The sequence below is a fragment of the Agrobacterium rubi TR3 = NBRC 13261 genome, from assembly GCF_000739935.1.
Taxonomy (GTDB): Bacteria; Pseudomonadota; Alphaproteobacteria; order Rhizobiales; family Rhizobiaceae; genus Agrobacterium; species Agrobacterium rubi.
This window is the reverse complement of record NZ_BBJU01000003.1, coordinates 331,346-351,638: the sequence shown is the minus strand read 5'-3', so window position 1 is coordinate 351,638 and position 20,293 is coordinate 331,346. Positions and strand designations below refer to the sequence as shown.

The 20,293-nt window shown below is 56.7% G+C and carries 19 protein-coding genes and 1 tRNA gene; 7 read left to right on the top strand and 13 right to left on the bottom strand.

The genetic code is table 11. The annotated features are described in order from the left end of the window. Positions 1-36 precede the first annotated feature (36 nt). The 3 genes from RRU01S_RS03020 to RRU01S_RS03010 all read right to left on the bottom strand — a co-directional run bounded on the left by RRU01S_RS03020 (position 37) and on the right by RRU01S_RS03010 (position 2,544). Positions 37-597: a dual specificity protein phosphatase family protein gene (locus RRU01S_RS03020; RefSeq protein WP_045228788.1), complete on the bottom strand. Its 561-nt coding sequence runs from the start codon at positions 595-597 to the stop codon at positions 37-39. Between the two features lie 235 nt (positions 598-832). Continuing rightward, entirely contained in the window at positions 833-1,285 is a 453-nt protein-coding gene (locus RRU01S_RS03015; protein WP_045228731.1) for a hypothetical protein, read from the bottom strand. Between the two features lie 191 nt (positions 1,286-1,476). After that, positions 1,477-2,544 (bottom strand): hypothetical protein, encoded by a 1,068-nt coding sequence (locus tag RRU01S_RS03010; protein ID WP_045228730.1) that lies wholly within the window; start codon positions 2,542-2,544, stop codon positions 1,477-1,479. 173 nt (positions 2,545-2,717) lie between these two features. Here RRU01S_RS03010 and RRU01S_RS03005 point away from each other — a divergent pair, with 173 nt between their 5' ends. Next, positions 2,718-3,038 (top strand): low molecular weight protein tyrosine phosphatase family protein, encoded by a 321-nt coding sequence (locus tag RRU01S_RS03005; protein WP_045228729.1) that lies wholly within the window; start codon positions 2,718-2,720, stop codon positions 3,036-3,038. Positions 3,039-3,060: 22 nt separating this feature from the next. Here the strand turns inward: RRU01S_RS03005 and RRU01S_RS03000 are convergent. Next, positions 3,061-3,136 (bottom strand) — tRNA-Ile (locus tag RRU01S_RS03000). A gap of 186 nt (positions 3,137-3,322) precedes the next feature. On the opposite strand from RRU01S_RS03000, the gene RRU01S_RS02995 reads away from it, so the two are divergent. Further along, a complete protein-coding gene (locus RRU01S_RS02995; RefSeq protein WP_045228728.1) occupies positions 3,323-4,060 on the top strand; it encodes an SIMPL domain-containing protein in 738 nt (245 codons plus the stop codon). Between the two features lie 118 nt (positions 4,061-4,178). On the opposite strand, the gene RRU01S_RS02990 is transcribed toward RRU01S_RS02995, so the two are convergent. Next, positions 4,179-4,517, bottom strand: a complete 339-nt coding sequence (locus RRU01S_RS02990; protein ID WP_045228727.1) for a hypothetical protein — start codon at positions 4,515-4,517, stop codon at positions 4,179-4,181. A 155-nt stretch (positions 4,518-4,672) separates the two neighbouring features. After that, positions 4,673-5,095 (bottom strand): secondary thiamine-phosphate synthase enzyme YjbQ, encoded by a 423-nt coding sequence (locus tag RRU01S_RS02985; RefSeq protein ID WP_045228726.1) that lies wholly within the window; start codon positions 5,093-5,095, stop codon positions 4,673-4,675. Positions 5,096-5,373: 278 nt separating this feature from the next. On the opposite strand from RRU01S_RS02985, the gene RRU01S_RS02980 reads away from it, so the two are divergent. After that, positions 5,374-7,926, top strand: coding sequence for an HWE histidine kinase domain-containing protein (locus tag RRU01S_RS02980; RefSeq protein ID WP_045228725.1), 2,553 nt, complete (start codon positions 5,374-5,376; stop codon positions 7,924-7,926). Between the two features lie 24 nt (positions 7,927-7,950). Here the strand turns inward: RRU01S_RS02980 and RRU01S_RS02975 are convergent, their stop codons facing one another. The 3 genes from RRU01S_RS02975 to dnaG all read right to left on the bottom strand — a co-directional run bounded on the left by RRU01S_RS02975 (position 7,951) and on the right by dnaG (position 13,470). Further along, positions 7,951-8,925, bottom strand: a complete 975-nt coding sequence (locus RRU01S_RS02975) for a DUF930 domain-containing protein (RefSeq protein WP_165572200.1) — start codon at positions 8,923-8,925, stop codon at positions 7,951-7,953. Between the two features lie 120 nt (positions 8,926-9,045). Next, positions 9,046-11,100, bottom strand: coding sequence for an RNA polymerase sigma factor RpoD (gene rpoD, locus RRU01S_RS02970; RefSeq protein WP_045228723.1), 2,055 nt, complete (start codon positions 11,098-11,100; stop codon positions 9,046-9,048). A gap of 393 nt (positions 11,101-11,493) precedes the next feature. Further along, complete coding sequence (gene dnaG, locus RRU01S_RS02965) at positions 11,494-13,470, bottom strand: DNA primase (RefSeq protein ID WP_045228722.1); 1,977 nt, start codon at positions 13,468-13,470, stop codon at positions 11,494-11,496. A gap of 147 nt (positions 13,471-13,617) precedes the next feature. On the opposite strand from dnaG, the gene RRU01S_RS25210 reads away from it, so the two are divergent. Continuing rightward, positions 13,618-13,944, top strand: coding sequence for a BrnT family toxin (locus tag RRU01S_RS25210; protein ID WP_234935997.1), 327 nt, complete (start codon positions 13,618-13,620; stop codon positions 13,942-13,944). Continuing rightward, positions 13,907-14,236, top strand: coding sequence for a BrnA antitoxin family protein (locus RRU01S_RS02960; RefSeq protein WP_045228721.1), 330 nt, complete (start codon positions 13,907-13,909; stop codon positions 14,234-14,236). Before RRU01S_RS25210 ends, RRU01S_RS02960 begins: the two co-directional genes overlap by 38 nt. Before the next feature lie 285 nt (positions 14,237-14,521). On the opposite strand, the gene RRU01S_RS02955 is transcribed toward RRU01S_RS02960, so the two are convergent. After that, positions 14,522-14,974, bottom strand: a complete 453-nt coding sequence (locus tag RRU01S_RS02955) for a GatB/YqeY domain-containing protein (protein ID WP_045228720.1) — start codon at positions 14,972-14,974, stop codon at positions 14,522-14,524. Between the two features lie 323 nt (positions 14,975-15,297). Here RRU01S_RS02955 and carA point away from each other — a divergent pair, with 323 nt between their 5' ends. Then, entirely contained in the window at positions 15,298-16,503 is a 1,206-nt protein-coding gene (gene carA, locus RRU01S_RS02950) for a glutamine-hydrolyzing carbamoyl-phosphate synthase small subunit (protein ID WP_045228787.1), read from the top strand. Between the two features lie 86 nt (positions 16,504-16,589). Here the strand turns inward: carA and RRU01S_RS02945 are convergent, their stop codons facing one another. Beyond that, the gene (locus RRU01S_RS02945) at positions 16,590-17,618 is read right to left on the bottom strand and encodes a glycosyltransferase family 9 protein (RefSeq protein ID WP_165572199.1); all 1,029 of its coding nucleotides are present in this window, start codon (positions 17,616-17,618) and stop codon (positions 16,590-16,592) included. Positions 17,619-17,771: 153 nt separating this feature from the next. After that, on the bottom strand, positions 17,772-18,023 hold the full coding sequence (locus RRU01S_RS02940; protein ID WP_045228718.1) for a hypothetical protein: 252 nt from the start codon (positions 18,021-18,023) through the stop codon (positions 17,772-17,774). Positions 18,024-18,226: 203 nt separating this feature from the next. On the opposite strand from RRU01S_RS02940, the gene RRU01S_RS02935 reads away from it, so the two are divergent. Continuing rightward, complete coding sequence (locus tag RRU01S_RS02935; RefSeq protein ID WP_045228717.1) at positions 18,227-18,622, top strand: DUF6165 family protein; 396 nt, start codon at positions 18,227-18,229, stop codon at positions 18,620-18,622. Positions 18,623-18,625: 3 nt separating this feature from the next. Here RRU01S_RS02935 and RRU01S_RS02930 read toward each other — a convergent pair whose 3' ends face one another. Further along, positions 18,626-20,023 (bottom strand): MATE family efflux transporter, encoded by a 1,398-nt coding sequence (locus tag RRU01S_RS02930; RefSeq protein ID WP_045228716.1) that lies wholly within the window; start codon positions 20,021-20,023, stop codon positions 18,626-18,628. Positions 20,024-20,293: the final 270 nt, after the last annotated feature.

The window sequence follows — 20,293 nt, the reverse complement described above, 5'->3', positions numbered from 1 at the left end:
CATCCCGCACTTGATGCGGGATGACGGAGGAGAGGGTCAGAACCCCAGCGTTTCCTCGAAATTATCCCAGGACTGATACATCTCGTAGCGACCGACGCCCTTGATCGGGACGTGGCCGTAATAGGGTGAAAGTTGGAATTCAGCCGCCTGTTCGCTTTTATGGGCGACGGCGCCGACATAGATGGCGGATGCAAGGCCGGTGCGGTTGGCGCCGTGCTCGCAATGGATAAGAACAGGCTTCGGCGCATTCTTCATGACCCGCGCCAGCTCTTCGGCACGATCCTGCGGCACTTCCTTCGAAGAACTGAGCGGAAAATCGATCAGCTGAATATTGCTGGCCTCGGCGGCACTCTTCTCGTCACGGTACCAGTCGCCACGATCTTCATCGCGCAGATTGATAATCGTCTTGATACCGAATTGCTGGGCGTATTTCTCAACGTCATCGCCCGACGGCTGCGCTGATCGATAGAGTTCACCCGGCAGAACCTCGTGGAAATTGCCGGTCAACTGGTTGATGCCCATATGTGCACCGACCGAGGCGGGCAAAGCAACGAGGCACAAAACGCCAATTTTCAAAATACGTAATAAGGAAACCAAAACCAAACCTTCTGAAGCGATTCAAGAATTGCGGCTCAGATGGCATCCTCTGGTTGGCGAAACAAGGACCCCGACAGTTGCATCGGTACTCCGCTGGCCGCCTCGATACGGGGTAGACACGGCGTAAACCGTTACGCCGCCGTTTATGTTAGCAGGTTGAATGCACTGCAAAAAAATCGCTTCAAAAATCCGTGAAAGTAGTTTGACTGCCGCTATGGTTAAGCAAATGGAAAGATCATTCGAACTCGGCCGAGTTGATCGTCACCCTCCATTCGAGGTTTCTGGCGTCGACATTTTCATTGTTGCGAAGGCGAAACGGGCGGCAGGCCGCATAGGTTTCATGCGCCTCCAACCGCCGCTCGCTAATCTGGTAAGGATCGAACGAGACAGACGCACGGAATGCCGCCTCAAATCCCTCCAGCGTATAGGTCAAGCGGCGCACCGCCACACTGTTGGTGTTTTGAAAGCTGACCCGAATGGGGGCATCGGCCTGCGGGCAGCTTGTATCGAAGGATGCGGTCGCGATGATGGCGTTCAACCGCTCGCCGGAGCGCCACCAGTCAAACACCACCCAGGACACGGTGCAGGCCCAGACGATGGCAAGCCCGATGACGACCGGCTTCAGATGTCTCGGAAAACCCATCAGAAAAAGCAGCAAAGCTGCCGTCAGAACAATGCCGACAATCATATGCGTGGCGTGCCTGTCATCGCCGTAGCCGGTTGTCTCATCATCGTGCCTCCCTGATCCATCTGCCTATATTCCACCGATGCGGCGGACTGAACGTGGTGTCAAGCTACACGCAGTGAATGCAAACAACCAAAGCCTGAAACATCAGCCGCCACTCCGCAGGCAACACCTTTGCGTGATGATACTGCCCCTCACGTCAAATGTGCTGATGGTTTGCGAATGGCATCAATGAGAGCGTAGGCGACTACCATCAGCACCAGCAGTGTGGTGCCGTTGACCGGTAGCGGCAGCATGATCTGGTCCGCAACGAATTCTCCCCCAAGCATCAGCGCAACCTGCACGGCCACGAGCACCAGCATCGAGGTGAGCGGGAATGTAATGCCCTTGCGGGCGAAAAAGCGATGATAACCGAAGACGAAAACAGGGATAAGAACGGCGGTCATCGCAAGCACGTAAACCCTCAACCACTGGGCATCCGCCAGGAAACCAGGCGCCAGAAACACGAGCGGCATTAGAAGATATCCACCTGCACTCGCCGCCAGAAAAGGCGGCCACACGACGATGTTCATGAAGGAAACGGACCCCTTTGCCGTGTCCGCCACCCTCTGCCGATCACGGCCCTGCATCACTGTACGGATGGCAAATACAATAACAGCGGCTGCGACAGCCATGACGAGGACGGCCCAGAAAAGATGCGAAAGGCCGACAGCACCCACTCTTAAAAGATCAAACCACGACGAAAAATGTGTCGGCAAACCGATCAACGCCGGCAAGAGCCATACGATCCAGAAACCGGCCATAAGGATTGGCAGCGCGACCAGTCTCGACAAAAACAAGAGAACCGCAACGCCACCAACGAGAGATGCCATGATGGTCGAGAGCCCGAAGGCACTGTCGTCAGCCAGATAACCCATCGTCGCCACCGATTGCGCAATGCCATAGGCCTGTGACACGGCAATCAACAGCGCAATGACGTTTTCAACGATCACCAGAACCGTACTATTTTCGAGGCGCGGAGCGATGAGGCGAACGATCTGCCCCAGCGCGAAAGCCGTCAGGATAGGCCTTGCCCCAAGCGCCAGCAGGGAGAGTTGCGAGGGGACGCCATTCCGCAACTGCATTTCCATGAAAGCGGGATCGAGCCCCGGCAGCGCGATATTCCAGCCGATGATGGCCACAATCGAAATCAAGATCACCTGTACGATGATCGCAGCAACATTTCCTGTCCCAGAAGCAGACCCATCAACCGTAACGCTCATTACCAGCCCTCGTTATGCAACCCAACAATAGCGCAACGCGACGTGGTGTCACGCATTTCTTGGCCAGGTTGAAAAGATACAATTTGGCGTGCGATTACGGCATCCACGCTCCGTTGTGGACGTCGGATATCTGCGTAGAATACGCCAGATGCAACCCACCGGAGCGACCCCGCGTGAAAAATATCTTGTTCGTTTGCAGCCAGAATAAACTTCGCAGCCCAACGGCCGAACAGGTATTTGCGAACTGGCCTGATATCGAGGTCTCATCGGCAGGTACCAACAACGACGCCGAAAACCCGCTTTCCACCGAACTGATCGACTGGGCCGACATCATCTTTGCAATGGAAAAGACCCACAGGACAAAAATACAAAGCCGCTATCGCCCCGCCCTCAAAGGCAAGCGGCTCATCTGCCTCGATATTCCCGACACCTACACATTCATGGACCCGGCACTGGTGAAAGTGCTGGAGGCAAAGGTGCCACGGTATTTCTGACGGGATCGCGCTAAAGGATAAATGGTGGGCCCGGGAGGACTTGAACCCCCAACCAAGCGGTTATGAGCCGCCGGCTCTAACCATTGAGCTACAGGCCCTTTTCCGCCAGCGAGAGGCTTTCGGAATGCGCGGTTGCAATGGTTCAACCCGGCGCGAATTTGGCTTTAACGCAATTTTTTCGACGCGACAAGCCGTTGTCTTACGGCATGCACCATCTGTGCCGTATTAGACCCATAATCTCCTGCGACATGCACAGTCAGGGACGCTAAAAAAGAGGAACCTCAATGACATCGAAACTAGCTCGCTCCTTGGCGCTATCGGCTTTTACCGCTCTTGCAGCCGTGCCCGTGGTCGCCTCAGCGCAGGAAAACACGAAGCGAGAACCCGTCATCAGCGTGTCGGGTGAAGGCGATGCGGCGGTTGCGCCTGATATGGCGATCCTGTCCTTCAGCGTCGTGAAGCAGGCACAAACAGCGGCCGCAGCGTTGAAAGACAACAGCGCCACCATGAAAGAGGTTCAGGCGGCCTTGAAGACCGCAGGTATTGCCGACCGGGATATGCAGACATCCAACTTCTCGGTTCAGCCGCTCTACAAACAGTTCGAGCCCAAGGATGGCGTGTACGTCGCGCCCGAGATCACCGGTTATCAGGTCAACAATGGCCTGACGGTGCGCGTGAGGGATATCTCCAAGCTGGGAGAGATTCTCGACCGATCCGTCACGCTGGGCATCAACCAGGGTGGCGATATCAGCTTCACCAATGACAAACCCGAAGCGACGATCACCGAGGCACGCAAGGCAGCTGTTGCTGACGCCATGGCAAAGGCGAAGACGCTTGCCGAATCGGCCGGCGTCAAGCTTGGCCGCGTGCTGGAGATCAGCGAAAATATGCAGCGCCCGATGCCGATGCCGCAGACCATGATGCGGGCAGCAGCCATGGAGAAATCCGACAGCATGCCGGTGGCTGCGGGCGAAAATACTTATAAGGTCAGTGTCAACGTGACGTTTTCGCTGGATCAGTAAGCCATAAGGAGGGAGACGCAAAACCGCGTCTCTTTCTTCCTTTATTGCATAAGAAATCCCCTCGCCATGGACCATGGCGAGGGGATTTGTGTGTTTGACGCTAAGTTACGCGCGATCATTAGCGACGGATGACAGGGCAGCCGCGAACATTGGCGAAAACGACGCGGTCACGGCCCTGGCGGTCGAAACCGGCGACGACGACGCGGCGTGGAGAGACATCGACCACGCGGGCGCGACGCAGGCCCATGCGGCTTGCTTTTTCTTCTGCGAGCCAAGGCGCGCAACGATCACGGCCGCGATCCGGGCGACCCCAACCATGATGACCACCGTGGCGCGGGCCATCCTGAACGTAAAGACCGTAACGAACATCCTGCGCAGATGCGGTGGATGCTGTCGCGGACAGGCCGCTGATGGCGATAAGGGCTGCAACGCCTGCTTTTGCGAATGTGCTGATCATTGTCTTGCTCCGTTTCCTAAACCTTCGCCGGAATGTGAGATGACCCGGTCGACTGATGTGACGATAATCGCCACCGTGTGAACGATTTCAGAACCGGGCGTTCAGCCTCCATTCATGGCGTGGGGCGCGGTCGCGCCGGTTGGAAAAGGCGTGTGTTACGCCGACAGATGCATGACGATCTGGCGCTGATGCGGCTGATTGCGGTGTTCGAACAGATAAATGCCCTGCCATGTGCCCAGTGCAAGCTTTCCACCCGACACCGGAATACCGATCGACACCTGCGTCAGCGCCGATTTGATATGGGCGGGCATGTCGTCCGGTCCCTCCATCGTATGCACCACCCAGGCCATGGAGGGATCGCTGGAAGGTGGCACCAGCCGCGCGAAGAACTGGGTCAGGTCTCGTTTGACATCGGGATCGGCATTTTCCTGGATGAGAAGCGAGCACGATGTGTGGCGCACGAACAGCGTCAGCAACCCCTCCTCCACCCCGCTGGCTTTGACGAAGGCGTCTACCTCTCTCGTGAACTCGTAAAGGCCTTGGCCGCGCGAAGAGATGGAGATCGTTTTCTGGGACAACAAATTTCTCGCTTTTGGTTTGGAACGAAAATGCCACCGACGCGTTTTGTGCAATCAGGCTGGACTATAGCGTGCGTCGCCGATGGATGAAGTTCACGGAATGACGCGCGAAGGGGAACGACACTCTCTATGTACGAATATACCTATGTACAAAAATACTCGCCCCTGCGCCAAATTTCGACTATATTTTGCAATAGGAAATCTTTACCGCAATCGTATTTATTGCAAAAAACAGGCGATAAGCGCCCTACTTTATCTGGCTACCGAAAGACCATTTCATGACGTCGCAAGTTCAGGAAGTTGACCTTACCAACTGCGATAGAGAACCCATCCACATACCGGGATATATCCAGCCCCACGGCTGTCTGATCGCGTGCGACAGTGCCATGCGTACCATCACACGTCATTCCATCAATTGTCACGATGTGTTCGACTTCCAGGGCGAAATGGTCGGCAAGCCGATCGAAGATTTCCTCGGTACCGACGTTGTTCATGACCTGAGAAACGCCCTGACGGTCACCGCCAACAGCAGCCGCCCGGCCATGTTGCCGAAGGTCAAACTGGCCTGCGGCAAAGTGTTCGATATTGCCATTCACCGCTATAAGGCCGTGACAATCATCGAGCTGGAAACGGCCAGCAACGAGGCCCAGCCGCTGCACACCGCGCAGCTGATGATCGACCGCATCCGCGAATCGGACAATGTCGACAGCCTGATTTCGCGCACCACACGCCTCATCAAGGCCATGCTCGGTTATGACCGCGTGATGATCTACCGCTTCGAGCAGGACGGTGCCGGCAAGGTCATTTCCGAGGCCAAGCAGCCGGAGCTGGAAAGTTTTCTCGGCCAATACTTCCCGGCCAGCGACATTCCCAAACAAGCGCGTGCGCTCTACCTGAAGAACACATTGCGGATCATTTCCGATTCGCGTGGACCCCGCGTTCCGGTCGAACCGACGCTGGATGTATCGGGCGAACCGCTGGATCTATCCTACTCGCATCTGCGCAGCGTTTCCCCCATCCACTGCGAATATCTGCGCAATATGGGTGTGTCGGCATCGATGTCGATTTCCATCATCAATGACGGCGAGCTTTGGGGGCTGATCGCCTGCCATCATTACTCGCCGCGTATCCTGCCGATGCCCATTCGCATCGCTGCGGAAATGTTCGGTGAGTTTTTCTCTCTCCATCTCCAGGCGTTGAAGCAGAAGAAAAAGCTGGCGACGGCGCATGATGCCCATGCATCGCTCGACAAGTTTTTGCGTCTTGCCGCGCATCACAACAATATCGAAGAGCTTCTCGTCGAAAACCTGCCCGATTTCAGCAAGCTGATGCCGTGCGATGGTGTCGGCGTTCTCATGAACGAGCGCTGGTACACGATGGGCACGGTACCGCCGCCATCGCTTGCGCCGCATCTCGGCCGCCTTGCAAGCTCTGTATCCGAAGGACGCATATGGGCAACGCACGCGCTGTCAAACCAACTGCCGGAAGCCGAATATCTGGGTGGCGAGATTGCCGGCATGCTGGCTGTGCCATTGTCTCAGGTAAAGAACGACTATCTGATGTTCTTCCGCAAGGAACTCGTTCAAACGCTGAACTGGGGTGGAAACCCCGACAAATCCTACGAGACCGGCCCTTTGGGTGATCGCCTGACACCGCGCAAGAGCTTTGCACTGTGGAAAGAGACCGTTCACCAGCAGTCGCAGCCCTGGACCGACGAAGACAGACAGATTGCAGAAGCCGCGCGTGTTGCGCTTGTGGAAGTCGCCTTCCGCCACAGCGAACTGATGGCGGGCGAGCGTGCGCAGGCCGAAGTGCGCCAGCGCATGTTGAACGAGGAACTCAACCACCGCGTCAAGAACGTGCTGGCCATCATCAAATCCCTCGTCGGCAATCCGACGCAGGAAGGCCGCACCTTGCAGGAATACGTGTCTGCCTTGAAAGGCCGCATTCAGGCACTGTCCTTTGCGCATGACCAGGTGGTGCGTGGCGAAGGCGGCGGGCAGTTGCGCGACCTTCTGGATGCCGAACTGTCACCGCACAGGTCGCCCGATAGCGAAATCGAAACGCAGGGGCCAAGTGTTCTGCTCGATTCCCGCGCATTTTCTGTCATGGCGCTGGTGCTGCACGAATTGGCGACCAATGCCGCGAAATACGGTGCGCTGGCACAGGCTGGCGGCAAGCTGTCGATTGCCTGGGAACTGAACGATGTCGGTGATTGCGTCATATCCTGGCGCGAAACCGTACCCGGCACCGTGACACCGCCGACGCGAACAGGCTTCGGCTCGGCCCTCATCAGCCGCAGCGTCCCTTACGATCTCGGCGGCAAAAGTAGAATTACCTATCAGCCGAACGGCATCGAAGCCGAAATTGTTCTGCCTGCACGTCATGCGACCCCTGGACAACCCCAGTCCATTCTCGAACTTTCGGTCGAAGGTTCAGGTCCCTATACACCCTATACCGCGGAGGAATCATTGCGGGTATTTCTTGTTGAAGATCAGATGCTGATCGCCATGGATGTCGAATATATGCTGGAAGCACACGGCATCACCGATATCGAAACCGCCACATCGTCTGCAATGGCGCTGGACAAGTTGAAGGGCCTGACGCCAGATGTCGCAATCCTCGACATCAATCTTGGGACGGATACATCCCTGCCCGTTGCCTATGAACTGCTGCGCCGCGAAATCCCATTCATGTTCGCCACCGGTTATGCCGACGGCATCATGATACCGACGGAGTTTGCGCACGTACCGGTCATTCGCAAGCCCTATGACGAGGACTCTCTCATGGGCTCCATCGGCAAGCTGGTTGGCAAGCAGGTGCTGGCGTAGAGCGTTTCCATGTAGCGAACCGATTCAACGCGCTGGCAGGCGCAGGCGTTTGGTATCGTCGATCGATAGTTTCGGGCCGATCGCGAAGTTGAAATCGGTCACGATGTAATTGTCGATATCGACCTTGCAGCGGTAATTGATGGGGTACCACTGCGTGCCGACGTTGAACGCACCTTGCGCGTCCATCACATCGCCAGCGACGGGGAAATTTCGACCCGTGTGTGGCTTCAGCCCCTCATAGAAGCCTCTGCTCTCCTTTATCTGAGCCATCGCCTCGGCGACGCACAGTTGCGCGACCCGATCACGCGGTGGCAACTCGCCCATGATCTGGCGCAACATCGGACCGGGGCGTTTTGCCGCCGATATGATTTTCTTCGCAGGCTTGAGATCGGGATTGCTCTCGCCATCCGGTGGCGCCTTGGCAGGCGCCTGCGGTTTCGGCGTCACCTCTGGTTTGGGCAGGGGAACGGCAACAGACGCCATATCATCCGGCACCGGCGCTGGTGAGGCTGGTATCTCACCCCGGTCGGCATTGGCTTCAGTTTCAGACGCGACAGGTTCCTCTTTGGTCTCGCTGGGTTCTGGCGGCGGTGGCGATGCGGGCTGTGGTGTCTCCTCGGCCTTTTCCGGTGTCTTTTGCTCTTGCCCACCCGCCTCTTGCGCACCGGGTTCGTCACGCTCATCCAACTGCGTCGGACCAGGGCGAATGGCGACAGGGGGCATTTGCGATGGCGGCGGCTCTTGCGGCTTTTCTTCCGCAGGCGGCGGCGGTTCTTCGGCTTTTTTCTCTTCCGGCTTCTTTTCTTCAGGTTTTGGCGGCGGCTCCTCTTTGGGCGGCTCTACCATCTCAACGCTGACGCTTTCGGGCTCCGGCTGAGCAGGGGCCGGCGTGTAGCCAGACCATAAAATATAGGTCGTGCCGATAAGAACATGCAGCATGATCGAGAGCGGAATCGTCCAGCTCCCCTGCCACCATTTGTTCTTACCAGTCTTTTCCATCCGAACGTCATGTCCTTCAACTGCGTCAGAGATAATCGTTTTGACAGCAGTCAGCATCCCCAAAAAGAAAAAACCCGGCCAGAAAACTGACCGGGCTTGATGTGTTTCCCTGGCGGAAACTCAGCTATCGAGGAACGAGCGCAGCTTGCGCGAACGGCTCGGATGCTTGAGCTTGCGCAGGGCCTTGGCTTCGATCTGACGGATACGTTCGCGGGTGACCGAGAACTGCTGACCGACTTCTTCCAGCGTGTGGTCCGTGTTCATGCCGATGCCGAAACGCATGCGTAGAACGCGTTCTTCGCGTGGTGTCAGCGAGGCCAGAACGCGGGTCGTGGTTTCGCGCAGGTTGGCCTGAATGGCGGCATCGATCGGCAGAAGCGCGTTCTTGTCCTCGATGAAGTCACCCAGATGCGAATCCTCTTCGTCACCCACGGGGGTTTCGAGCGAGATCGGCTCCTTGGCGATTTTCAGAACCTTACGGACCTTCTCCAGCGGCATGGCAAGCTTTTCAGCCAGTTCTTCCGGTGTCGGTTCGCGACCAATTTCATGCAGCATCTGGCGCGATGTGCGAACGATCTTGTTGATCGTTTCGATCATGTGAACCGGAATACGGATGGTACGAGCCTGGTCGGCAATCGAACGGGTGATCGCCTGTCTGATCCACCATGTCGCATAGGTCGAGAACTTGTAACCGCGACGATATTCAAACTTGTCGACCGCCTTCATCAGGCCGATGTTGCCTTCCTGAATGAGATCGAGGAACTGCAAACCACGGTTCGTGTATTTCTTGGCGATCGAGATCACCAGACGAAGGTTGGCTTCAACCATTTCTTTCTTGGCGATACGCGCTTCGCGCTCACCCTTCTGGACCATGGAGACGATGCGGCGGAATTCGGCGATGGAGATGCCGGTTTCCTGCGCCAAATTCTGAATTTCCAGACGGATATCGCGGATCGTGTTGTTTTCTTCGCGCGCAAATTCCTTCCAGCCCTTGGCGGCCAGATTGGCAATCGACTTCATCCAGTTCGGATCGAGTTCCGCACCGTGATACTGCTCGAGGAAGCTGTCACGCTTGACGCCATAGGATTCAGCAAGACGCAGAAGCTTGCCTTCGTTCTGCATCAGACGCTTAGAGATGTCGTACAGCTGCTCGACAAGGCTGTCGACGCGGTTCTGGTTCAGCGACAGCGACTTGACCGCCGTGATCAGCTGATCCTTCAGTTCCTTGTAGCGACGCTCCTGACCGGTGGACAGCGTGCCGGTGCAGGCCAGACGTGCCTCGACCTGCTGGTCCTGAAGCTTACGCAGCTTCTTGTAGGTGTCGGCAATGGTATCCAGCGTTTCCATGACCTGCGGGCGCAGTTCGGCTTCCATCGCAGCGAGCGAAAGGTTGGACTCGTCGTCGTCCTCTTCTTCCTCTTCGTGCGGAAGGCCTTCGCCGCCGACATTCGTCACATCATCATCGCCGCCGGGATTGCGCAGACGGCGGACTTTTTCTTTCTCTTCGGCGGCCTTGCGGTCCGCTTCGATCTTTTCCGGGCTCTGGAACTGCGGTGCAGCCTTGGCTTCCGGGCCGGAATAGGTGGTTTCGAGATCGATGATCTCGCGCAGCAGCGTTGTGCCTTCGTTGAGTTCGTCGCGCCAGATGATCAGCGCCTGGAACGTCAACGGGCTTTCGCACAGGCCGGAGATCATCGTCTCGCGGCCAGCCTCGATACGCTTGGCAATCGCGATTTCGCCTTCGCGCGACAAAAGCTCGACCGAGCCCATTTCGCGCAGATACATGCGCACCGGGTCATCGGTGCGATCCGTCGGCTCTTTCTTTTTGGCGGTCGCAAGGGCCGTGCCGCTGGAAGGCGCAAGTTCGCCACCCTCGGATTCTTCATCCTCGGCATCTTTGTCTTCAGCTTCAGCAGGCGCTTCTTCGGCGTCCTCGTCTTCCACGACGTTGATGCCCATTTCGCTGAGCATCGCCATGATATCTTCGATGCGATCGGGATCGACCTGATCCGACGGCAGCACCTCGTTCAGCTCATCCATAGTGACGTAGCCGCGTTTTTTCGCGGCCTTGATCATCTTTTTGACCGCGTCATCCGAAAGATCGAGAAGCGGCCCATCCGTCGCGCTGTCGCGTTCGTTTTCAGCTTCTTCGTTTTCTTTGACTTTGGTTGCCATCTATCTCGTCGCTTTCCCTGACGCTAACATCCGCCTCGCCGCAAAACCGATCGCCTTCACAAAGGCATCCGGCTCTGGCCGCGAATCACCGTCAAACACCTAACGGAATGATCTTTAATTGCCGTTTAACCACAGCCACCAACGGCGGAACATCAAGACAGTGCATTCGGAAATGCTTTTCCATGCAGTTTCGATCCGCCAAGGTCCATTCCACCTTACTTTTCCTGAAATGGTGATTCCCGCTATTTCCCGTCACGTCAAGCCTTTATGGCCCGACCAAGGGTTAAAAGCCAAAAAACGCCACCATCGCCGCGACATTTCACGGACCTCACCAACTTATCCCCTATTTAGGTCTATCTGTGCAAAAGACAAGCCTCAAACGGCGCAAAACGCCTAACCGTGGCCATAGGCCGGACCCTTCACCCTGCCGGACATGACCCCGAAACCATCAATAATGGCCTCCTGGTTTTCCATCCGTCCGATCTCCAGCTGAACCTCTGAAAGCGCGCGCATCAATTGTACCATGCGATCGCCGTCACCCGCTTCCGTCGCCTCGGCAATCTCGCGTTCAAGCTCGATCTTTTGCCAGCGCAACGCCTTGGTGCGCTTGTGAAGGGAGAGTGACTGCGTGTAGCCTTCACGGGCGTCTTCGGGCGCCGCCTGCTCGGTGGCCGTCCACAGACGCGCATTGCGCACCTGCTGGTTCATGGCCTTCAGCAGAACATCGAACCCCTGCGCTTCTAGCCGAGAAACGAGACCATCGCGCGAAAGCTCGGCACCGTTTTCCGCCGCATAGGTCAGAACCTGCGACCATAGCCGTTGCAGGTCGCGGTTCTCGTAATCGATGGCGGCAATCTCGTCATACTCTTCCAGCAACAGCTGCGGATGGTTGACGATGGTCAGTGCCAGCACGCTTTCGCGCAAGGCGGGCGCGGCAAGGTAGCCTTTGACCAGCCCGGATTGGCTTAGCCGATCCGAAATGCTGCCGGAACCGGTCGTCGTCCCCCGCGCCGGCGTTCTTTGCCCATTGCGGTTGGTGTTGCCATCACGTCTGAAGTTTCCATTTTGGCCGTTGTTGCGCTGAAACTGCGGCTGGAAAAACGCGTTCAACCGGTCGCGCATATCCTGTTGGTAAAAGCGGCGCACGCTTTCGTCACCGATCACGGACACGATCTGGCGCAGACGGTTTTCGAGTTCTGCGCGCTTTTCCGGCGTATCGAAGGTGACAGACGCCGTTTCGCGGCTCCAGATCATCGCAGCCAGCGGTTTGGCTTCCGCCAGCACCCGGTCGAACGGTGCCCTGCCCTCATGGCGCACCAGATCATCCGGGTCCTTGCCATCGGGAAGCAGCGCGAAGCTGACGGAACGGCCAGGCTTAATATGCGGCAGCGCCAGATCGGCAGCGCGGCTGGCCGCGCGAATGCCCGCACCGTCACCATCGAAACACAAGACGGGTTGCGGCGACATCTTCCACAACAGTTCGAGCTGGTTGTCCGTCAGCGCGGTGCCGAGTGGTGCGACAGCGTTTTCAACACCCGCCTGATAGAGCGCGATGACGTCCATATAACCTTCGACGGCGATAACGGTGCCGGAGGATTGCGTGGCGCGCCGCGCACGGGCAAAATTATAAAGCACATTGCCCTTGTGAAAGAGCTCCGTCTCGTTGGAATTGAGATACTTGGCCATCGCATCCGCCGCCATGGCGCGACCACCGAAGGCAATCACCTTTTCGCGCGATGACAGAATTGGGAACATGATGCGGTCACGAAAACGGTCGTATGACACCGGCACGTTTTCATGCACCACCAGGCCGCAAGCCTCCATCTGTTCCTTGGCGATGCCTTTGGAGACCAGGTGTTCTTTCAGCGCATTGCGGCTATCGGGCGCAAATCCCAGACGGAACGTCTCGATGGTGCGTCCGCTCAATCCGCGATCGCGCAGATAGGCCCGCGCCCGCGCACCGGCCGCCGTCTGCAACTGATCCTGAAAGAACAGCGTCGCCATCTCCATGACGTCCTGCAAGGTTGCCCGCTCACGCTCGCGCTTTTCCGCCTGCACATCCGGCTGCGGCATGGAAACGCCCGCCATATCGGCGATCTGCTGCACGGCTTCGGGAAAACCCATGCCGTCGAGATCGGTCAGAAAACGAAAATGATCGCCCGACACGCCGCAACCGAAGCAATGGTAGCGGCCCTTGCGATCCTCGCAGTGAAAGCTGGGGCTCTTCTCGCCGTGGAACGGGCAGCAGGCCCAATAGTCACCCTTGGATGCATTGCTCTTCTTCCTGTCCCACGTCACACGTCTGCCGATAACATCGGAGATGTTCACTCGGTCACGTATCTCGTCGAGAAATGAGTTTGAAAAGCGCATCGTTACCTGGGATCAGTGCCTGTTTTGGCCAGTCTGTTATATAAGCGCAGCCACGCGAAATTACCAAGCGCAGAAACAGGTGATACCCGTTATTCACAGACCTGTTGACACAAGTGTATATACAAGTGAATATACACTTGACGGCGCATGAGTGCCAAACGTCAATCATTCGGGTTACTCATGTTCGTCGTCAAGCGAGAGTTCATTTCCTTTGAGCGGGATGAAAACAAATGGTTCAAGAATATCGAAAAGCACGGGATCGACTTTCCCAGAGCGGCAACAGCATTGTCGCAACCACATTTGGAAAGTCAGTCCGACCAAAACGGAGAAAGCCGCATTTTGGCTATATGTCCGGAAACAGAACGTCTGATCACCATCGTCTATACGATGCGAGGCGATAGTTGCAGGATCATATCAGCCAGGGCGGCGCGTAAAAATGAGCAAAGAGCATATCGTCAGATATTCGGCCAATGAGATTCGGCAAAAGATCGCCAACGGCGAGGATCGGACAGACTGGGCGCGCGTCGACGCAATGACCGATGAGGACATCGACCGGGCGATGCGTGACGATCCCGATTGGGCAGAATGGATCGATGTCGATTGGTCGAAGGCCGAACTCGTCCTTCCAACCACGAAGAAATCCATTTCCATTCGACTGGATGAGGATGTCATCGATTTCTTCAAAGCCACGGGCAAGGGTTACCAGACGCGGATGAATGCGATCTTGCGCCACTATGTGCGTGAGCAGAAAAGCGACAAGGGTTGAGCGCATTCGGTGTGATGAGCGATTTGCCTATGCGCCAAGTTGGCAAATTTGCGGCGATAAATCCGCTGACGACATTACGTTTTTGTAATTTGAAGGAGAGCCAAACTCGTCCTAGTCTGCGCGCATCGGCATGATGCCGAGTGTATGTGTGATGCTGGATGGTTCAGGCGATATCCCCCCCTAAGAGCGCCCGAACACGCGCTTTCCCCCAAGGCGCATCTCCACGCATGAAAAAGGCAGGGCACCCACATGTGCCCTGCCTTTCCTATTTCAAAACACTGCGTTTTACTTCAGCAAATCCTTGATCATTCCCGATGCCTTGCCGAAATCGATCTGGCCGGGATAGCGCTCTTTCAGAACCGCCATCACCTTGCCCATGTCGCGCAGGCCAGACGCTTCCGTCTCGGCAATGACGCCTTCGAGGATGGCACGCACTTTCTCCTGCGGAATTTCTTCCGGCATGAAGCTCTTGATGATGACGATTTCTTCGCGCTCGTGTTCGGCAAGCTCGGTGCGACCGGCCTGATCATAGATACCGGCAGATTCTTCGCGCTGCTTGATCATCTTGGCCAGAATCTGCAGGATTTCCTCGTCGGAAACCGGGTCTTTGCCAACACCGCGATTGGCGATATCGCGGTCCTTGATCGCCGCCTGAACGAGGCGGATCGTCGAAAGCCGACGCGGTTCGCGGGCTTTCATGGCGTCTTTCAAAGCGTCGGCGAAGGTATCGCGGATCATGTCTTTCTCCTTGGGAAAGCCGTAACGACCGGCATGGATCGGTCAGGCATTTCCATCATTATTTTGGCCGTGGCATAAACGAGCAACCGGGCATCGGCAAATCATTTGCATAAGCCCTTGAATCGCCAGCTTTTAAATTCCGGTTAATTCTTGGGCGCGCGGTTGACCGTGCGTGCCCCTTTCGTTATTTTCCGGCACCTGCACAGGATTTTAACGAAGGTTACGACGCGAAGGCTTTCGCGCGCCCTTATCCGCGAAAAAAGATGGCCGCTTTGCCCCTGCCTTTCAAGAGGCGGGCCCAAGTGGCAGAAACGGGAAACGAGATGACCGAGACAGCACCCTGGACCACCCGCAAACCCACTGCCATGCTCGTTCTGGCCGATGGCACCGTGATCGAGGGAACCGGCATCGGCGCAACCGGCAAGGTGCAGGCGGAAGTCTGCTTCAACACCGCCTTGACCGGATACCAGGAAATCCTGACCGACCCGTCCTATCTCGGCCAGATCGTCACCTTCACCTTCCCGCATATCGGCAATGTCGGTGCCAATGACGAGGATATCGAAGACCTGACGCCTGCCGCACGGCGCGGCGCGGTCGGCGTCATCTTCAAGGCCGACATCACCGAGCCATCCAACTTCCGCGCTGCCAAGCACCTCGATGCATGGCTCAAGGCCCGTGGCATCATCGGCCTGTGCGGCATCGACACCCGCGCGCTGACATCGTGGATCCGCGAAAACGGTGCCCCCAATGCCGTCATCGCACACGATCCGAACGGCGTTTTCGATATTGAAGCCTTGAAGGCGGAAGCCAAGGCCTGGAGCGGCCTCGAAGGTCTCGATCTTGCCATCGAAGCCACATCCGGTCAGTCCTCCGTCTGGAACGAGACACCTTGGGTCTGGAACGAAGGATACGGTACGCTGGGCGAAGCAGACGCCACGTATCATGTGGTCTGCGTCGATTTCGGCGTGAAGCGCAACATTCTGCGCCTCTTCGCTGGTCTCGATTGCAAGGTCACCATCGTTCCTGCCCAGACCTCTGCCGAAGACATCATGGCTTTGAAGCCCGATGGCGTGTTCCTGTCCAACGGTCCGGGAGACCCTGCAGCGACGGGCGTCTACGCCGTTCCCGTTATCAAGGACCTGATCAAAACGGACCTGCCGATGTTCGGCATTTGCCTCGGCCACCAGATTCTGGGTCTGGCCGTCGGCGGCAAGACCGAAAAGATGCACCAGGGCCACCATGGCGCAAACCATCCGGTCAAGGACTTCACCACCGGCAAGGTGGAAATCGTGTCCATGAACCATGGCTTTGCTGTCGACGCGAAGTCTCTGCCAGAGGGCATCGAAGAGACCCACACGTCCCTGTTCGACGGCACCAATTGCGGCCTGCGTATCACCGGCAAGCCGGTCTTCTCCGTGCAGCATCACCCGGAAGCATCACCCGGCCCGCAGGACAGCCACTACCTCTTCCGCCGCTTCGTCAACCTTCTGCGTGAGAAGAAGGGCGAACCGGCTCTCGCAGAGCGCTGATAAGACTCTAAAAATTGCGAAGACCACACGGCCCGCTTTGTAGCGGGCCGTTTCGTTTGTAGTGCACAGAGGGGAACAATGCCCGGTTACGCGGCAACCGCCGAAGACGACAATCGGATCGGCACACCGGCGGCGGCGACAACCTCGAGCACGCATTGGAAGACGCTCGATATCTCGATATCATCAGGCGGATTTGCGCCGACAAGAGTGCGACTGATCGCGAATTTTATGCCGTAACGTTTGGTGGGATATCTCGAAGCGAAGATCGCCACGGTGGGAACCCGGCAAAAATCCGCAGCGTGCAACATCGAGGAATCGATGCCGATGAAAAGCCGCGCACCGGCAACCACTTCATAGGACACAGTCAACGGAATATCCCGGCAATCGATCAAGCGTGGGTCTGGTGAAATCTTTTCAAGCGGGATGAAGGGATAGCCGACAAGAAGGATTTTCAGGTCCGGCTCGGTCTCCCACAACCGGCCCAGCAGGTTTTTCCAATTGGCCAGAGGCCACATTTTTTGCGGCTTCGTATCCGTGTGAATGACGATGTAATCGTCCGTGCCGAGCCGTTCGGCAAGACGTTGCCGTATCTGTGCACCGTCGGGACGATGTGGAAACACCATATAGTTTGCCGCCACCGCATCAGGTGAAAAATGGTGGGCGAACTGGAAATAGCTATCGATGAGATGGTCGTTTTGGAAATCGAAAGCCAAGCGATGCGTTGCGGCCTCGTGAAAACCGAGCGATGGCACTGCCGACCGTGCGGTGACCGAGGCCAGACTGTCGCCCGTGAACTCCAGCAGATTGATGACAAGGTCTGCGCCTTCAAGTGCAGCACGGACAGGTCCTGTTTCGCAGGTCCAATATGTGCGTTCACCGTGTTCGTCCGTCACGATCTCCTCGACACTGAAGGTCGTTGCCACCAGACGCTTGAAACCGATCTGCCGCAACAGGTCCTGAGTGTTTTTCTCGACCCCGCAAATCAACCGCACGGTTTCGCCGACATGGCGGGCAAAGAACCGTAATGTGGGGCTCATCATCAACAGGTCACCCGCAAGCGCGTGAACAATGATCACCGGGTTCTTGGGCATCACAGACTGTTCTGGAGTCGTCACTTTATCCATCGCTCAATGTCTGATGCTGACAATCATTTTCAGAAAATCAAAGCATGGCGCATTTAATGAATGCCACCATGCTTTGACACTCTTACTCCGCTCGCATGATTTTAAGCGACAGCGGAGACGCGGCAGGCGATGCCACGTGGATGATTAACCGCCTCTGCTTCCGCCGGGAGCGCCGCCACTTCCACCAGGCGCGCCAGTGCTGCCACCGGGTCCTCCGCTACTGCCACCCGCCTGGACAAGCTGGAACTCCAGCTTTCCATCTTTTTCGACCTGACGAATATGTGCTGGCCAGGCCATCACAGGGCGCTCATCCGCGGTGATTACGGTCGCGATCTGTAGTGCGCTTTGCTGCACATGAAAGCCACCGTCGAAATCCTGAATAGCATCAACAATCATTTCAAAATTCCTTTTCGCTTTAACGATTGAAATTCGCCGGAGAGTTTGAATTGACACACCGGCCATAAAAAGTTGTATTATTATAATTTAATCGTCAAGGTTGATTCAGATAACATATCTGAGATAGTATCGTGAAAATAATAACTTCCTAAAGTTGTATGTTTAATCTTAGCAATTTTTTGTCACAAAATTCAGGAGCCTATATGATTGAAATTCCTGTTTCATTTGGGGAAATGATCGACAAGATCACGATCCTCGAAATCAAGGCGCAGAAAATCAACGATGACATCAAACGGCAGAATGTCGCGCTTGAACTTTCCCTGCTGCAGGACAAGCTCGGCTCTTTGATCGAGCAGAACGGCCTTGACGCGATCGTTGACGACCTGCGCGCCGTCAACACCAGCCTTTGGGATGTGGAGAACGCGCTGCGTGAATGTGAGGACGCGCGCCGCTTCGATGAGGCGTTCATCGCGCTTGCCCGCTCGGTCTACATTACCAACGATCGTCGCGCTGACCTCAAACGCCAGATCAACGTGCGTCTCGGCTGTACGCTCATGGAGGAGAAGTCCTACAAGCCCTACGCTGCATCGGCTCCGTAGAGATTAAGCCCGTGCCTGCATCTCACGTTTCACCATCAGGTAAAAGCGTGTGGTGAGAAGGATCGCCGCGGTCGATAGGCCGAACACGAAACCGAACCAGACACCCGGCCCCCCGAAACCGAGGGGAAAAGCGGCGATCCAAGCGAGCGCCAATCCGATGGGCCAGTAGGAGATGAGCGCCAGGATCATCGGTACGCGCGCGTCCTTCAAGCCGCGCAGCAGACCGGCCGCAACCGCCTGCATGCCATCCACCAACTGAAACACACCGGCAATGATGACCAGCGTACTGGCATAGGCAAGTACCTCTGACGCGCCTGGCAGGCTGGGGTCGAGGAACCAGCTGGCCAGATATTGCGGCGCGAGCGCAAAGAACAGACCGCCGGATGCCGCGATGACGCAGGCGACGCCATAAACGGTAATGGCCGCGCGCATGAGGTTGGGATAATCATTCTGCCCATGCGCAACACCGACGCGCACCGTTGCGGCCTGCGAAAGGCCGAGCGGGATCATGAAGGCGATGGAAGCCAGCTGCAATGCTATGCCGTGTGCTGCCAGCTCCAGCGTGCCGATCTGCCCCATGAGAATGGATGCGGCGGAAAACAGTGTGACTTCGGCCAGAATGGTGACGCTGATGGGAAGCCCGAGGCGAATGACCTCCCAAAGCGCGTGAAAATCCGGTCTCCAGAAACGCACGAACAGCTCATAGCGCCGGGTTTCGTCACGCGTCTGAATATAGACGATGATGAACAGCAGGCTGAACGTGTTGACGATGACGGCGGCCGCGGCTGCGCCCAGCATGCCGAAGGCAGGCGAACCGAAATGGCCGAGAACCAACGCGTAGGCCAGAAAGCCGTTGATCACCAGCATGGCAATGGTGACGTAAAGAATGATGCCTGCACGACCGATGGCGCTGACGAGCCCGCGCATGACGTAAAACAGAAGTGCCGGGAGAAGGCCGAATTGCGCGATGGCGAGATACTCACCGGTCTGTGCGGAGACCGCCGGGTTCTGGCCAAGCGCTAAAAGGATTTTCTCGGCGTGCAGGAAAAGCGGCACGGTCAGCAGCCAGTAGACGGTAGCCACCCACATGCCCATGCGCAACGCACGCCGCGCAGAGGTGGCGTCGCCCTGCCCGTAAGCATTGGCGACCATCGGCACCACGGCCACGGAAAAGCCGGAGCCGAAAATGAAAACGACGAAGTAGAACTGCCCGGCCAGCACCATGGCCGCCAGCTTTTCGGCACCCAGTTGGCCGACGATGATCATATCCGTGGTGTGAATGCCGAGCTGTGCCAGCTGCGCGCCAATCAGCGGAATGCCCAGCGCCAGTGTCGCACGCAAATGCGCGCCCCAGGAATGGACACCAACAGGGCTTTTCTCGACTGCAACCGACGAAGACATGACATCACCTCAAACAAAAAGCCGCTTCGCTAACATAAAGCGGGCGGCGCAGGGTCTGGTTATGTCATTTACAGCCACTGCGCAAGCATGCGACGGGCGCGCAAAATCGTGTCACATAAATATAATTATACTGACAAAGCAATAGCTTACAATAATGCCGACACCCACTCCGTGAAGGGGCGTAAAGTTTGTTTACGCTTGCGCGATAAAGGTTCCATCACAATAAGGAAATATTTGGGTGCATGAAGCACGCCGCGACGGCCATAGGCA